Origin of the sequence: Bradyrhizobium sp. ERR14 (assembly GCF_014198235.1) — a bacterium.
Taxonomy (GTDB): Bacteria; Pseudomonadota; Alphaproteobacteria; order Rhizobiales; family Xanthobacteraceae; genus Bradyrhizobium.
On the sequence record NZ_JACIHD010000022.1, the window covers coordinates 76,079 to 91,662 of the forward strand.

At 62.4% G+C, this 15,584-nt stretch carries 15 protein-coding genes; 3 read left to right on the top strand and 12 right to left on the bottom strand.

Translation table 11 applies throughout. From position 1 onward, the window contains the following. Positions 1–71 precede the first annotated feature (71 nt). Positions 72–851, bottom strand: coding sequence for a crotonase/enoyl-CoA hydratase family protein (locus tag GGD62_RS34680; protein WP_183712828.1), 780 nt, complete (start codon positions 849–851; stop codon positions 72–74). Positions 852–866: 15 nt separating this feature from the next. Then, the gene (locus GGD62_RS34685) at positions 867–1,355 is read right to left on the bottom strand and encodes a tautomerase enzyme (RefSeq protein WP_183712831.1); all 489 of its coding nucleotides are present in this window, start codon (positions 1,353–1,355) and stop codon (positions 867–869) included. A 121-nt stretch (positions 1,356–1,476) separates the two neighbouring features. On the opposite strand from GGD62_RS34685, the gene GGD62_RS34690 reads away from it, so the two are divergent. After that, positions 1,477–2,067 carry a TetR/AcrR family transcriptional regulator gene (locus tag GGD62_RS34690; RefSeq protein ID WP_244550611.1) on the top strand — a complete coding sequence of 197 codons (591 nt, stop codon included), beginning with the start codon at positions 1,477–1,479 and terminating at the stop codon, positions 2,065–2,067. Between the two features lie 26 nt (positions 2,068–2,093). Here the strand turns inward: GGD62_RS34690 and GGD62_RS34695 are convergent, their stop codons facing one another. The 6 genes from GGD62_RS34695 to GGD62_RS34720 form a co-directional block, all read right to left on the bottom strand. Continuing rightward, a complete protein-coding gene (locus GGD62_RS34695; RefSeq protein ID WP_183712834.1) occupies positions 2,094–3,587 on the bottom strand; it encodes a tripartite tricarboxylate transporter permease in 1,494 nt (497 codons plus the stop codon). Positions 3,588–3,596: 9 nt separating this feature from the next. After that, on the bottom strand, positions 3,597–4,082 hold the full coding sequence (locus tag GGD62_RS34700) for a tripartite tricarboxylate transporter TctB family protein (RefSeq protein ID WP_183712837.1): 486 nt from the start codon (positions 4,080–4,082) through the stop codon (positions 3,597–3,599). Positions 4,083–4,085: 3 nt separating this feature from the next. After that, positions 4,086–5,033, bottom strand: a complete 948-nt coding sequence (locus GGD62_RS34705; protein WP_246800408.1) for a tripartite tricarboxylate transporter substrate binding protein — start codon at positions 5,031–5,033, stop codon at positions 4,086–4,088. Between the two features lie 146 nt (positions 5,034–5,179). Then, positions 5,180–6,019: a tripartite tricarboxylate transporter substrate binding protein gene (locus GGD62_RS34710; protein ID WP_246800387.1), complete on the bottom strand. Its 840-nt coding sequence runs from the start codon at positions 6,017–6,019 to the stop codon at positions 5,180–5,182. A 275-nt stretch (positions 6,020–6,294) separates the two neighbouring features. After that, positions 6,295–7,080, bottom strand: coding sequence for a 2-keto-4-pentenoate hydratase (locus tag GGD62_RS34715; RefSeq protein WP_183712846.1), 786 nt, complete (start codon positions 7,078–7,080; stop codon positions 6,295–6,297). A gap of 5 nt (positions 7,081–7,085) precedes the next feature. Further along, positions 7,086–8,786 carry an acyl-CoA dehydrogenase family protein gene (locus tag GGD62_RS34720; protein ID WP_183712849.1) on the bottom strand — a complete coding sequence of 567 codons (1,701 nt, stop codon included), beginning with the start codon at positions 8,784–8,786 and terminating at the stop codon, positions 7,086–7,088. Positions 8,787–8,986: 200 nt separating this feature from the next. On the opposite strand from GGD62_RS34720, the gene GGD62_RS34725 reads away from it, so the two are divergent. Continuing rightward, the gene (locus tag GGD62_RS34725) at positions 8,987–9,916 is read left to right on the top strand and encodes a LysR substrate-binding domain-containing protein (protein WP_018318117.1); all 930 of its coding nucleotides are present in this window, start codon (positions 8,987–8,989) and stop codon (positions 9,914–9,916) included. Positions 9,917–10,418: 502 nt separating this feature from the next. Continuing rightward, positions 10,419–10,871 (top strand): VOC family protein, encoded by a 453-nt coding sequence (locus tag GGD62_RS34730; protein ID WP_018318119.1) that lies wholly within the window; start codon positions 10,419–10,421, stop codon positions 10,869–10,871. Between the two features lie 215 nt (positions 10,872–11,086). Here GGD62_RS34730 and GGD62_RS34735 read toward each other — a convergent pair whose 3' ends face one another. The 4 genes from GGD62_RS34735 to GGD62_RS41760 form a co-directional block, all read right to left on the bottom strand. Continuing rightward, complete coding sequence (locus GGD62_RS34735) at positions 11,087–11,818, bottom strand: sulfite exporter TauE/SafE family protein (protein WP_183712852.1); 732 nt, start codon at positions 11,816–11,818, stop codon at positions 11,087–11,089. A 90-nt stretch (positions 11,819–11,908) separates the two neighbouring features. Beyond that, entirely contained in the window at positions 11,909–12,310 is a 402-nt protein-coding gene (locus GGD62_RS34740) for a hypothetical protein (protein WP_183712855.1), read from the bottom strand. 255 nt (positions 12,311–12,565) lie between these two features. Next, complete coding sequence (locus GGD62_RS34745) at positions 12,566–14,335, bottom strand: ATP-binding protein (protein ID WP_183712858.1); 1,770 nt, start codon at positions 14,333–14,335, stop codon at positions 12,566–12,568. A gap of 57 nt (positions 14,336–14,392) precedes the next feature. After that, positions 14,393–15,037 carry a response regulator transcription factor gene (locus GGD62_RS41760; protein ID WP_312014321.1) on the bottom strand — a complete coding sequence of 215 codons (645 nt, stop codon included), beginning with the start codon at positions 15,035–15,037 and terminating at the stop codon, positions 14,393–14,395. Positions 15,038–15,584: the final 547 nt, after the last annotated feature.

The window sequence follows — 15,584 nt, forward strand, 5'->3', positions numbered from 1 at the left end:
TGTCCAAAGATCTGGTTATCAGCCACCTTCATCCGCCGGTCGCCCGTCGCGAAGATGCTTGTGGCATTGGCTCACCGTCCCTGGAAGACTGCTGGCCGCCGCTCAATAAACGACTGGATGCCCTCGCGCGCGTCGGCGCTCTTGAGCACACGGTCCCGGATCGCCGGGATGCAGGCGATCGCAGCCGCCTCACCCTGCTCGGTGTATTTCGCGGCCGCTTCCTTGGTCACCTGAATCCCAAGCGGTGCGTTGCGGGCGATGATCGCCGCGATCTCCATGGCACGGCCGACCTGCTGGCCGGCCGGAACGACCTCTTGGACGAGACCGATCTCCCGGGCACGTTGCGCCGTGAATTCATCGCAGAGGAAGAGGTGGTACATGGCGTTACCCCAGCCTGCGCGGGACAGATAGCGGAAGTGAGCGCCGCCCAGGGGCGCGATGCCGCGCTTGGCCTCCATCTGGCAGAACCGGCTGTCGTCGGCGGCCACCACGATGTCGCCGGCCAGCATCAGCTCGATGCCGACGGTGTAGACGATGCCTTGCGTCGCGGTGACGATTGGCTTCTTGCAGCGCTTGGTGAGGCCGAAAACGTCGACATTGCCTTCCTTGACAGTCCGCTTCTCGGCGTTCGGGCCGAAGAATTTCGGCATGTCGAGGCCCGCGGTGAAGTCCTTGCCTTCCGCGCAAATCACGCCGACCCAGTAGCCGTCGTTGTCGTGCAACTCGGTCAACGCGTCCGACAGCAGATCCATCATCTGTGGGGAGAAGGAGTTCTTCTTCGCGGGATTGTCGATGATGATCTTCAGGATGTGATCATGCGCCTCGGTGCGGATCGTGCCTTCGGTGGTCATGCGAGCGTCTCCTGTCTACCTGTCGTTCTTGATGGCGAGTGCGGTTCGAATGGCTGCGGCCCGCTCCGGCGGGAACGCCGCTGCGCCCTCCTGGAGAATCTCGAGGAAGGACAACACGCCGCCGCGAGAGCCCCAATTGCCCTCTTCGATGATGCGGAAATTGACCCACCAGCTCGGAGAGGGCTCCTTCATCTCGCAAGCATCGGCGAGCGCCCTCAGCACATTGCGAATGACGGCGGCTCGATCCTCGCGGGTCCAGCAGCAGTCCATCACGACGACGTCCACCACCATGACGTCGCTCGGCTGGTCCGAGAGCAGCTCTCCGCCGTGCGCGATCATGTCGAGCGGGCGCTCGAGGAAATGCACCTGGTAACCTCGCCGTGCCTGGGGAACGAGCCGGCCGACCTCAGGCACCAGCACGGCATCCGTCAGCGTCTTGGCAAGCACCCGGCGCTGCTGACCGGTCAATCGGCCTTGCGGGGTCATCACGTGGATAAAGGTCATCTCGAACTCTCCGGGCTGACTATGTCACGTGACATACACCCACACGGCGCTGGCTATGTCAACTGTCATATTGTAGCGTCGGACGACGAGGTGCCCGATGACGTCCGATACGAGAGCGAAAATGGTGGCCGGGGCCGCCGATCTGATGAGCCGCCGCGGCGTGAATGCGACGAGCGTGCGGGAGGTCGTGCGCCACACCGGCACGCCGCGCGGATCGATCAGCCATCATTTTCCCGGGGGCAAACGGCAGCTCATCGAAGATGCCATTGTCTTTGCGGGCACCCAGGTCAGCGGTCCCTTGCGACATCTCACCAGCGAACGGGGGGCCATGGCCGGCCTGCGCGCCTTCATCACGCTTTGGAAGAGGACGCTGGAGCAGACGAATTATCAGGCCGGATGTCCGATCCTGGCAGTTGCCGTCGAGGAATATGTCAGCGATCCCTCCGATCAGGAAACCGCCGGCGGACAGGCGGTCCAGCGCCATCTGCTTGATCTCGCTCAGGGCATCTTTGCGGACTGGCAGCAGATCCTGTCCAATGCGCTGAAGCAGGAAGGCCTCACCGCGTCGCGCGCGCGGCGGCTTGCCACGCTGATCGTCGCATCGGTCGAAGGTACGGTCGCCATGTGCAGGGCTGCGCGAAGCGCCCAACCCCTGGAGGAGGTCAGCCACGAGCTCGAGCTCCTGCTGAAGAGCGCAATCGACAAGCCATAGCGTAGCGAGAGCCGCACAGGTCAACGTTAGGCTCCCTCGTCAAGCGCCACCAGTTCGCGCTTTCTGCGCAGCGCCGGCAACAGCGGTCCGATCAGCAGCACCAGAGCAAGCGCGAGGCACACCGCCGAGATCGGCCGCGTCACGAAGGTGCCGAGATCGCCCTGCGAGAGGATCAGCGACTTGCGCAGATTGTTCTCCAGCATCGGTCCCAGCACGAAGGCCAGCACCAGCGGTGCCGGCTCGTAGCCGAGCTTGCGCAGGAAATAGCCGATGATTCCGAACGCGATCATGACGTAGACGTCGAACACGTTATTGCCGCTGCAATAGACGCCGATGATGGTGAAGAGGATGATGAGGGGGAACAGGATGTTGTAGGGCAGCTTCAGGAGCTGCACCCACATACCGATCATCGGCAAATTGAGCACCAGCAGCATGAGGTTGCCGATATACATGCTGGCGACGATGCCCCAGAATAGCCCGGGGTTCTGCGTGATCATCAGCGGTCCCGGTTGCAGCCCGTGAACCACGAAGGCGCCGAGCAGCAGCGCCATCACCACATTCGGCGGAATGCCGAGCGTCATCAGCGGAATGAAGGCGCCGCCCGCCGCGGCGTTGTTGGCCGCTTCCGGCCCTGCGACGCCTTCGATGGCGCCATGGCCAAAACGCTCCGGCGTCTTCGACAGCCGCTTCTCCAGCGCGTAGGAGGCAAAGGACGCTACGACGGCGCCGCCGCCCGGCAGGATGCCGAGGAAGAAACCGAGAATGGTGCCACGGCCGACCGGGCCGGCGCTCACCTTCCAATCCTCCTTGTTCGGGAGGAGCCGGGTGATCTTGGCATTGATGATGTCACGCTTGATGGTCTGCTCGGTGTTGAGCAACACCTCGGCGACGCCGAACAGCCCCATCACGACCGGCACGAGTCCGATGCCGTCCATCAGTTCCATGCGGCCGAACGTCGGGCGCGGCTGCGCCGTAATGCTGTCGAGCCCGATCAGACCGAGCACGACGCCGATACAGGCCATCAACAAGGCCTTCGCCATCGAGCCCTGGGTGAGGAAGGTCAGCACCACGAGCCCGAGCGCCATCAGGCTGAAATACTCGGCGGGACCAAAGACAATGGCGACGCTGGCGAGCTTCGGCGCGACCAGCATCAAGGCGACCAGCGAAAAGGTGCCGGCGATGAAGGAGCCGAAGGCGGCGATGCCGAGCGCGGGCCCCGCGCGGCCCTGCTTCGCCATCTGGTGACCGTCGATGCAAGTGACGACGGATGCCGCCTCGCCGGGGATATTGACCAGGATCGAGGTGGTGGAGCCGCCATACATCGAGCCGTAATAGATGCCGGCCATCATGATGATGCCGGATTCCGGCGTGCCCGAGAGCGTCACGGGCAGCAGCGACATCGCCGAGATCGGCCCGATGCCCGGCAGCACGCCGACCAGCGTGCCGATGAAGCAGTAAAGCAGGTTGATCGGCGCCAACGCGACCCCGAATCCATGCGCAACATTGATGAGTGTATCCATGGCGAGCGCTCAGCCGATTTCGAACATGCCGGATGGCAGTTGGATGCCAAGCCCATGCTTGAGCAGCCACCACATGCCGACGGGGACCAGGACGGAGATCGGCACCGCGAGGACCCAGCGTACCGGATCGATCAGACGCATCAGCAGCAGCATCAGCGGGATCGAGGACAGCAGGAAGCCGAAAGGATCGAGCGCGAAGGCGAACATGGTGAGACACGCGATGACGACGACAGGCTTGGCCCAGTGCACATCTTTCCAGCGCGCGCCGAACGTCGGTCCGCCGTCGGCCAGCGCGGCAACGATGATCGTTGCAGCGAACGCGCACATCAGGATGCCGGCGTAGAACAGCACGAAACCCGAGCCGGGATCGTGGATCGTGCCGAGCTTGAGGTGCAGCCCCGACCGTATCACGAAGAGGCCGAGCCCGAGACCGATCAGCCCGCCCCAGAGTTCGGTGTTGTTGGGATGGAACTTGACGTTGCTGTTGTCACTCATGGCTCAGTTCTTCTTGCCGAGCCCGAGTGCATCGATCACCTTGCGTTCGGAGTCCGTGACCTCGACGACGAACTTCTTGTAGTCCTCGCTGTTCTTGTAGTTCGGCACCATGTCGTATTTGGACAGCGTCGCGACCACGGCCGGATCATCCAGCGCCTTCTTGAAGGCGTCGTGCAGCTTGGCGACGATCTTGGGATCCATGCCCTTCGGGCCGGCTATGCCGAACGGCGAGTCGTAGACCACGGGATAGCCGAGCTCCTTCAGCGTCGGCGCGTCGGGAAAGTTCGGCGAGCGGCTCGCGGTCCACACCATCAGCAGGCGCAGCTTGCCGGCATCGACCAGCGGACGCCAGCCGGTGGCGTCGGCCTGCAGCATGGTGTGCTGGCCGAGCACCGCGGCATTCGTCTCCGCGCCGCCCTTGAACGGAACAGCCGTGAGCTTGATGCCCGCGAGCATAGCGATCTGCTCCATGCCGACATGTGGCGAAGTGCCCACGCCAGGCGTCGCATAGGTGACCTTGCCCGGATTGGCCTTGGCGTAGTCGACCACGTCCTGCCATGTCTTGAACGGGCCTTCCGCACTGGTCGTGACGCCGAAGGTGTAGCCCGAGAGGTGGATGATATAGGTGAAGTCCTTCGACGAATCCCAGGGGGTTTCCTGCATCAGAGGAAGGCGGAACACCCCCATTGGAAGCTGAGCGATGGTGTAGCCGTCAGGTTTTGCGGATGCAGCCATGGTAGCCGGGCCGACTGTGCCACTGCCCCCCGCCTTGTTGTCGATCGCAATCGGCTGTCCCAGTACCTTGGAGGCCTTCTCGGCGATCGCGCGCATGGTGAGGTCGGTCGATCCGCCGGCCGGCCAGGGAATCATCAGCGTGATCGGCTTGGTCGGGTATTCCTGTGCGCCGGCGTAGACGGGCACGAGCATGGCGAGCGCCGCGATCGCAATCATCAAACTGCTGCGTTGAAACATAAGATCCTCTCTCCAGTGGTTCGCTCGGGGCCAAGCTCGTGTCTTCATGTGTCCTGCCGGCGGCTGCCATCGGCACCGTGAATCCCCTCCCCTGGCGGACCACGACTGCCGATGGTTCTCCCGCCTCAATCGATTCGCAGCGCGATCGAGTTGATGACGTCCCGCCATTTGGGAATTTCCTGCGCCATGAACGTCCCCAGATAGGCGGGACTGCTCGACGGCGCCGGGATGATTCCCTGCGCATCGAGAATCGGTTTGATCGAGTTGTCGTTCATGGCGGCGACGAAAGCCGCATTGAGCTTCGCGATGATCGGCTCAGGCACGCCCTTCGGTGCGACGACGCCGAAGAACACGCTGACATCGAAACCCTTCAGGCCCTGCTCGTCGAAGGTCGGCACATCGGGCAGAACCGGCGTCCGCTCGATCGTCGTGACGCCGAGCGCGCGAAGGAGTCCGGCCTTGATGTGAGGTGCGGAGACGAAGATGTCGGCAAAGCTCATCTGAACCTGGCCGCCGATGAGATCGTTGATGGCGGGTGCGCCGCCGCGGTAAGGGACATGCAGGATGTCGGTGCCGGCGATAGCATTGAACATGACGCCAGCGAGATGCGTCGATGCGCCGTTGCCGGACGAGGAAAAGCTCAATTTTCCCGGATTGGCTTTCGCATACGCGATCAGCTCCTGCACATTCTGCGCCGGCACGGAGGGATGCACCGAGAGAACGTTCGGCATCTTTCCGATCATGATGATCGGATCAAAGCTCTTGATTGGATCGTAGCTGAGCTTTGCGTAGAGGCTTACGTTGATGGCAAGCGGTCCAGATGTGCCAAACAAGAGGGTGTAGCCATCGGCCGGTGCGTTAGCGACGAAGTCTGCTCCGACGTTGGCGCCGGCGCCGGCGCGGTTTTCGACAATGACGGGCTGGCCGAGCTTGGCCCGGACCCCCTCAGCCAGAGATCTCGCCAATGCGTCCGTCGGTCCACCTGCGGCAAAAGGCACCACGAATTTGATCGGTCGCTCGGGAAATTCCGCCCTCGCCATCGCAGGCATGGATAACGCAACGGCTGACACGAGAAGTAATTTGCGGCAAAGACTGATCAATCCCATAGGCTTCTCCCCTCCCTCGAGGCAAGGCTGGCGCCATGCCGTTTCCAACTCCTCGCCGGTTGAGTGTGTGACCACGACATCATCGCGCCCGCACGTCCGACTGTTGTTCTTGGAAGATTGTCAGTTCGATCAGATCACGCGTATGTCACCGTCACGCTGCCGAAAGGTCCGAAATCCGCGACGAAAGTCTCGCCGGGCTTCGGTCTCAACATTCCCGTCACCGTGCCGGTGCTGATCATCTGCCCCGCCTTCAGGCCGATGCCGGTCCGGGAGAGTTCGTTGGCGAGCCATGTCACCGGCACGATCGGATGGTCCAGCGCGATCGCCGCACTGCCCTTCCGCTTCAAGGTCCCGTTGCAGGTCAGCACGACCTCCTGGCCGGCAATGTCGCGCTGCCGCCAGTTCTCAATCGGCGGACCGTATGCAATCGTCCCGCTGCCGGCTCCGTCCGCAAGGATAGCGGGCAAAGGAGGAAACGCGGCGTCGTGGACGAAACGACACTCGGCCAGCTCCACGCCCGGATGCAGCGAAACGACGGCCTGCTTGACTTCTTCGATGCTGTAGGGAGCTTCACGCGGCGGAAGATCGGCGCCGAGCAGCGCCTGGTACTCGACTTCGGGAATGGGACTGCACTGGCGTGCATACTCGACCGTGACGGGTGCTTGTTTGATGAGCGGCGCGTAGACCCGGCCATAGATCGGCGAATCCGTACGCAACTCGCGCTGCAGCCCTTCCTTCATCGCTGCGATCTTCCAGCCCGCGACGGTCCAGCCGAGCTCCTCCTCGACCATGCGCGCGACGCGATAGGCGGTCGGCTTGTCCGGCGGCACGAGGCGCTGGTCGAGGCCGCTCTGCTGGCGTCCTTCGCGGCGCAGGGTCGCAAGCAGGCGAGCGAGTTCGCGTTGGGCCGACTGATCCATCGCGATTACCTCACCAGCAGCGCGGCCGCGCGCGACAACGGCACTGGCGCCTCATCCAGCAGCAGGTCGATGGCCTCGTCCTCCCAGCGCTGGCTCTCCAGGTTCAGCGTGTTCGGCTCTTGCAAGCGGTGCTCCAGCACGAAGCGCGCGAGCAGCAGGCGGCGGGCGTCGCCGCCGGATAGACCCAGGCGCAATCCCTCCTGAATGAACAGCGCGGCCGTGACAGCATGATAGAGCTTGCCCGCCGCGGCCCGGCAGAAGCGCTCATTCTCCTTGCGGGACGCGACCTCTTCCGCAAAGCGCAGCGCGCCATTGACTGCGCCATCGAGCCGCGTGCGAAACTGTCCGGGAATGCCCTGTGTATCCGCGAGCCGGGTGAGGAGATCGTCGCGCAGGGCGGCGTGCGCGCCGACCTTTCCAACGGCGCGCTGCACGGCATCCAGCGCGTTGATGTTGCTGGTGCCCTCCCAGATCAGGCCGAGATGGGCATCGCGCACCAGCCGCGCGTTCGGCCAGTCCTCGATGTAGCCGTTGCCGCCGCGCGCCTCCATCGCACCGGTCGCCACCGTGACGTTGTCGCGGCAGGCCCGGTATTTGACGATCGGCGTCAGCAGCCGCAGCACCTTCTCCGGTGCGGTTGCCGAATAGAGCAGCGCGGACAGCGCCTGCTCGGTCGGCACCATCAGCTTGACGAGCTGCCGGCGCATCAGGGGATGATCGACCACTGCGCGGCCGAAGGCGTTGCGGTGACGGGAGGCCTGCAGCGCTTCGTTGAGGCAGCGGCGCATCATGCCGGCGGCGCGCGCCAGATGCGAGACACGGCTGGAATTCACCATCACCAGCATATGCTTCAAGCCCTGATCGAGCTCACCGAGCTGATAGGCGACGGCACCATCGAACACGATCTCGCCGCTGGCCATGGTGCGGCTGCCGAGCTTGTCCTTGAGCCTCACGATGCGATAGGCGTTGCGACTGCCGTCCGGCAGCGTCTTCGGCATCAGGAACAGGCCAAGGCCGCGCCCGCCGCCGACTGCGCCCTCCGGCCGTGCCAGCAAAACGGCAAGCTCCGCATCGGCGTTGGAGCAGAACCATTTTTCACCATAGAGCCTCCAATGCGCGCCATCGCGCACGGCGGTCAGTTCGGCCGCACCGACATCGGAGCCGCCCGCCTTCTCGGTCATGAACTGCGCGCATTTGAACAGCGTGGCCGGATCCTGGCTCCACATGCGTTGCAGATAGCGCTTTTGAAGCTCGTCGCTGCCGAAACGTCGCACCAGCTCGGACGAGCTGTCGGTCAGATTCACCGGGCACAGCAGGCCGAACTCGGCTTGCGAAAACAGGTAGTGAAACACGTATTTTGCGATCGGCGGCATCACCGAGGGCCAGCCCAGCACGCCACCTCGATTGCACATCGCGTGCATACCGAATTGTCCGAATGCGATCCGCTCCATCTCCCGGTAAGCCGGGTGGTATTCGACCCACTCCTCGTCGCGGCCATAGCCGTCGCGCGGATGCAGCACCGGCTGATGGCGCTCGGCCTGATCGGACAGATCGTAGAGCTTACTTCCCGCGAGTGCGCCGAGCTCGGCGAGATGCGGCTCGATATGCGCCAGCAGCGGCGCTTCCATGTACAGGGGAAGCAGATCCCGCATGCTCCGGTCGATCGCAAAGTAGTTCAGCCCACGGCAGGTGGGCGCTAACGCCATCGAGCGTCGGGACGACGCTTCGCGACGGGCCAAACCGGCATGAACGGTCATGAGCTTCCTCTCCGGACGGACGTATCTTGGGCGGGGCGGACCCCGGGCCAGTGTTCGGGTATGACTTGACAGCGCTCCACGCAAACGACTTCTTGGGCGGGCGCCTTGAGCGAAACTCAAGGCCCGGTCATCCCGCGGGGCGCACCATCATGGCTTCACGACGACTTCCTCCACTCCATGCCGTGCGGGCATTCGAAGCGGCCGCACGACACCTGTCGATCACGCGAGCCGCCGACGAGTTGAACGTGACGGTCGGCGCAGTCAGCAGGCACGTCCGCGCACTCGAGGTGCGCATGGGCACCGCGCTGTTCCTGCGGGGGTCGCGCGGCCTCGTCCTGACCTCGGCCGGCAAGGCGTTCGCCGATTCCACCCGCGAGGCCCTCGATCGCATTGCGGATGCCGCTGAAGGCCTGCACCTGCGGCAGTTCAGACGGCTATCCGTCGGCGTCTACGGATTCTTCCTGTCGCGTTTTCTCCTGCCGATATGGCCGGGGCTCAAGGCGGCACATCCCGAGTTGGAGATCGATCTGCACACCAGCGCCAACCCGGTTGATCTTCTTGCCAGCCGCTACGATGCCGTCATTGCCGTCTCGGACGGAGAGCCGAGAGCCGGCCTCGTCACCCGGCCTCTGCTGCCGATCGCCACCGTGCCGGTCTGCTCGCCAGCTCTGTTGAAGGATGGCGTGCTGGATTTCGCGTCAGTTCCGCTGCTGCACAACAGGCCGCGGCCAGACGATTGGCGACGCTGGCTCGACCACGCGCAGCTCACCAAGGTGCCGATCCGCGGCGGAAGCAGCTTTGAAAATCTGGGGCTCGCGATCGAGGCCGCTGCGGCCGGGCTCGGCGCCGCCATCGCCATCGAGAGCCTGCTCGCTCCGGATCTTGCACAACTCAATCTCGTCAGAGCGCATCCCGTGGTCCGGCCGACGCGGCGCCATTTCGTGCTCGAATATGAGCAACGCATGGCGGACGATCCGGCGGTCGCGGCCTTTGCCACGTGGCTCTGCAACGCCTGCAAGCAACAGGGCGCCAACAAGGCGGCGGCCAGGACATCCTCGCGAAAGCGTGCAAACGATTGAGTTGAGTTTCACTCAAGGGACACCGCGAAAACCTCGTTTGCCAGCCTGAACCGGCTCTGACACAGACCCTTCCACAGCAATGATGGGGGAACGCCGGATGAGGCTGGTATTCGGGATGCTCGTCGCTCGCGCTTGCTCCGATTGCTCGGGGCGCAAGGGACAGCGGCCGACCTTCATGCAGATCGGCGTTTATGAGGCGGTGCGTCACTATCTACAGGCCGTGGAGGCGACCGGTTCGAGCGACGCAAACCAAGACGTCGCAAAATGCGCGCAACGCGGATCGAGAGCGCCTTCACGCATGGCGCCACGATCCGCGAGGACGGCCGCGACATGTACCTCGCCGAAGTCAAGGCCCCAAGGACTCCAAGGGAGAGTGGGATCTCTACAAGATCCTCCGCACGATTCGGGCCCAGGAGGTGACCATTCCGCTGACCGAAAGCGCCTGCCTGCTCCTGAAGCGCTGACGCGACATCAAACATCAACTCCAATATCCGAGGACAGCATGACGACACCCGAGAACGAGTGGCAGTACCCCTACGGCACCAAGCAGCGCTACCACCTCCAGCACGTACATCTGTTCGCATCCAACGTCGATGCGACAATCGCCTTCTACAAAAAGTGGTTCGATGCCGAGGTGAAGTGGGATGGCGACGTTGCCGGTGCGCGCAACGTCTTCATCAAGGTCGGCATCGGCGCCCTGCATCTCTATGACCAGTTGCCACGCGGCGAGGGCAAGAATGCCGTCCATCATCTCGGCATGCAGGTCGTCGGCATCGACGAGCTTTACGAACGCATGACCGCTGCGGGCCTTCATGTTCCCAATCCGATTCGTCGCCTCGGCGGTGGCGGCGGCTATTTCATGCTCGGCGCACCCGACGGGGTCGTGATCGAGATCTTCGAGCCGGGCAAGCTCCGCGAGACCGTGGTGCGTGACTATTATGGCTTCGGGGGATGAGGCCCGTGGACACCGCTCCTCCGCTCGATACCGTCGCCGACCATGCTGCGGAAACTCCAGCCGCTGCCCTGACATTTCGTGGACGTGACGGCTGACGGTCTTTTCGCCCACACCCGGTAGGTCGGCGACAACTTCAATTCCGTGCTCGCGCAGATGAGCAGCCGGCCCGGACCGGCGCGCACGCAGAAGCACGCATGCCTTCCCACGAGGTCCTGCTAAATCACAAGGCAAAGTCCCGAAAACAGCAGCAAGCCAAGGATGATACGTTTGAAGGCTGCTTCGTTGATTCGACCGAACAAGACGATACCTGCAGCCGTTCCCGCAGCTAAGGCGGGCAGAGAAATGCCAAAATCGATCAAGACTTTCAACGAGAGGCTGTGGTGCGAAAGCATGAGAGCGAGGGCAAAAAGTTGCATGACCCCGATGTAGGGTTGAACCAGGCCGCGCTGCTGCGTTTTCGGAAGACCATGGATATCGCACCAGATCGCAAGAAGTGCGCCAGGCATCGCTGTCAACCCGCCGACAAGGCCGCCGCCAAACCCCACCAGCGCGTTCCTGCTCTGGCTCTCCATCTGACGCAAGTAGGCAGCCGTCGGCCGCACCAGGGCGTATGCCGCGTAAAGCGACACGAGCGCTCCAAATCCCAATCTGAAAATGCCTGTATCCACGTTCTGCAGGAGATAGATCGCAATCGGAACGCCTAATAGTCCACCAGCGATGAAAACCAGGCTGGTTCGCCATTGCATGCTCTTGCGGAGCGCATACAGATTGGCGGCTTGCACGGTGATGCTGCAGGCCATCATCAACGGCACAGCTTCGATAGGCGGAAACACGTGTAGCAGGATGGCGCCAGCGACCGCCGAGAACGCAAACCCGGAAAGGCCAGACACGAACGCGCCTGCAAACACCGCCCCGCTTAGCACAAGATAAACCGCTATGTCGGACATGACACCGCTTCCTAAAGATGGTGGTGATCGTGGATGGCGGGACAGCGTCGGGTCGTTCGAGCTCACTCAAACGACAAACAACCAATCCATCTAGTCGCCTTGGATCGCTGCCGTTGCCGGCTCGATCGGTCGAATACTCGGCGCCTGATGCAGCGTGCGTTCTCCGACGACGTGCAAAATGCCGAAGCCAATCAGGACAGCCATTGTCCACGCCTTGAGAGGTGGCGCTGCTCGCCGGGCGCGGGGGTTATCGGCAACTCCCCTGTTCAGATTACGCATTGTGCGCGTCCGAAAATTCAACGAAGCACAGTCCTTCGCAAGCAAATGCCGGTACTCTCCGATTACGCGTTTCGCTCCAAGGCGCCGCGATACGTGAAGGGAGACGAGAATATCTTTGAGGACGCTTCGCACCCTGCTGTCGAAAATAGATATTGAGGGAGCTAAATCGCGCGATTGATGACACATCGTCTGCTTCTCATATTCGAGCGTCATGCTTTAAACTCGAAATTGATTATGCTGCTGGGCGAAATAGCACCGTACCCAGCGACGGCGGCAATGACATCCACATGGATATCACTGGGGCAATCCGCGAGCGATACGGCAGATGTCGTATTTCGTACCCGGCTGGAAGGGAAAGCCGAAAGACCTTTGTCGCCACAGGTGGTGGCGCGGTGGGCGTCCGCGCGGAGATACAACCTCAACCGTGGCCGGTTGATCGCCAATTTTGGTAGCAAGCTACGCGTGCTTTTAGCAGCCGCTCTTGATTGATTGCTTGCGATCTACGTAGGCGGCAACAATCGCTTCATTCAATTGCTCGCCGGCGATCGGCTTGTGGAGAATACGATGACCGCTGGCGCTGGCTTCCTTGATGCGCGCCGGCGAGGTATCGCCGGTCACGATGATGGCAGGCAGGGAGCGGCCGATATAGGCGCAAAGAGCCTCGATTGCGTCCTGGCCAGTAGCACCACCTCCGAGGCGGTAGTCGGTGACGATCAGATCGACCGGCGCATCGCCGGTCGCCATTGCCTCCGCATGAATCTGTTGCACCTCGGCTGCAGACCGGCCGGCATAGACCCGATGGCCCTGCAGCGTGAGCAGCCGCACCATGACATCGAGAACATCCCCCTCGTCTTCCACGACCATGATGCTGATGGCGATATCTGCAGGTGGCGCGCTGTGATCGGGCAAGGGAGGCGCCACTGCACTGGCTTGCGGAACCGTAACGGAAAACATCGAACCGCGATCGACGACGGAAACCAGCTTCAGCGGATGTTGCAGCAGTGCGGCGGTGCGGCGAACGATGGCGAGGCCAAGGCCAAGGCCTTGGGTGCGATCCCTCGCCGGGTTCTGCAACTGCACGAATTCCTCGAAGATCATCGCTTGCTGATCTGCGGGAATGCCGGGGCCGGTATCCCATATTTGGATTTCCACCGAGGCACCGCGCCTGCGGCAACCGAGCAGAACGCCACCGGACCTCGTGTATCGAAAGGCATTCGACAGCAGATTGCCCAGGACCCGTTTCAGCATCATGGGATCGCTGTCCACCTGGAGACGGCTTTCAACGACACGCCAATCCAGGCCGCGATCCTTCGCTTCGGGAGCGAATTCATTGCTGAACTGGTTGAAAAGCTGGGACAGATTCACCGCCTCCCTCGCAACAGTGACGACGCCGGCGTCAAGCCGCGAGATATCGAGCAGTCCGTTCAGAAGGGCACTGAGGTTTCCGACGATGGATTTTGCCTTGCCTGCCAGATCGCGTGCATCGCCGGACTGGACAACGCCGCGGTGGCCCAGCGCCGCCAGCGTGGCAATCAGAAGACTCAAGGCATGGATCGGCTGGCGCAGGTCATGACTGGCGGCCGCGAGGAAACGCGTTTTCGCGCGGTCCGCGGCTTGTGCGCGGTCGCGTTCTTCCTGGAGGTGGCTAACGAGCTCGACATTTTCCAAACGCAACCTGATGCTCTCATGCAGCATGCGGTACGTCGTACGGCAGTAATAGAGATTGATGGTCAAAAGCCCGCCGAGCAGGGCGAGATACGCACCGGAGATATCGCCTCCATTGGTGATCGAGCGTACCGTGAATGGCAGCATCGTTGCGACGATCGAGCCGACCAAAGCAGGCGGAAAGGCCGAGAGCGACGGAACCGTGCCGCAGATCAGACCGGTCAAGACAACAGCAGTGAATGAAAAAAGAATGGGCTCCTCGGGACGGAAGCCAACCCAACCGAGCATTCCCCACAGCAGGCCCGACACGCAGGAAAACGCAGCCGCAAGCCAAGCCCATCGCAACACTGAGGTCGGCTCTCTAACCCGCTTGAAGAACCGGCGCGCCGCCAGGACGCGTATGGCGGTGAGCAGATACACCGCGCCGAGCCATCCGATCAACCAGCTCGCCGGCACCGCGCTCCTCAGCACGGACGCTGCCGCTAGGGAGATGACGACGTTGGAAGCTACGACCCCATAGGAATTGCGATACAGGAGCTCTACGAGCGCCTCGCGTATCTTGTCCTCTTGCATCGAGACCTCTCCGCGCGCCGGCCGGTGCGGCGGCTTCGTTTGCGAGTTGCCGTTGCGCTAACCCGCTGGAAGGCCGAGACGAACCGCGTAGGCGGTCAACTCAGCGCCATTGTGCAGGTCAAGCTTCCGCATGAGATTTTCGCGATGTTTCCGGGCGGTGAGCGGGCTGATGCCGAGACGGCTGGCGATATCGCGGTTGGTAGCGCCATGAGGGATCATCGCCAGGATTTGCCGCTCACGCCTTGTCAGCGCAACTGGAGATACGATCGCCGCGATCGGCTCCGGGATTTCGTTCGGGCCGTGGTCCACTGCGAAGCGAACCTCCTCCGCAACATAGAGGTTGCCTTTTCTGATGGCATCGATCGCAGCAACGAGTTCGGACGGATCGCCGCTCTTGGTCAAATAGCCGCTCGCGCCCGCGGAAAAAGCTGCTCGAACGGAACGCGGCTCGACATTGGCGGTGAGGACAAGAACCCGCAGCGCCGGCCAAACGGTTCTCAGGTGAGCTATGAATTGAAAGCCGCTCACACCCGGCATGCCGAGATCAAGGATGAGAAGATCGGCGGAGTTTTCGTTCAGCAGACGATGAACAGCCTCTGCGTCCGCCGCCTCTCCACTGACAATAAGATCATCCACGGTCGACAGGAGCTGCTTCAGACCTTCCCGCATGATCGCGTGATCGTCAGCAATGATCGTCCGCACCGGTCCGCACCTGTGTTGCCTGTCAGCAACGGTATTAAGGTATCAATCAACTTCAATCAAGGATTGGCATTCCACCAATCCACTTGCCGGACGTGGTCACCTAGGCAATTTTCGGTGGCCCTCTCCATAGCCGTGTCGCGCCGCTGGCGGCAAGTGGACGTTGATCCTGGTCGATTCTCCGTCGAATTTGAATCTCTTCTGGTGGCCGACGCCCGCGTTCCGGCTTTTCAAGAGCAGGCTCCACGCCACTTATGGTTGTACTTGCTATGCGAGGGTGGTCGCCGAGTTACGCGGCAAAGTGCCGGGGCTGCATCTTCGCAGCATATGGTCCCCGCGTCGGCAGCGCCTCGGGGTGGTGGGCGCACCAGGGCTCTGGGACCCGCTGATTAGGAGACAGCCCCGGGTTGAGAACAATCAATGACTTACTGGTCGCGCCACTGGGCTTATCCGACTGAAAGTGAGCATTCGTCGCACGATCATAGTGCTTCGTTTTACCGGCTACCGTCCGCGTGGTCGGGTGAACCCTGGCATCGAGTTGGCACCCTAT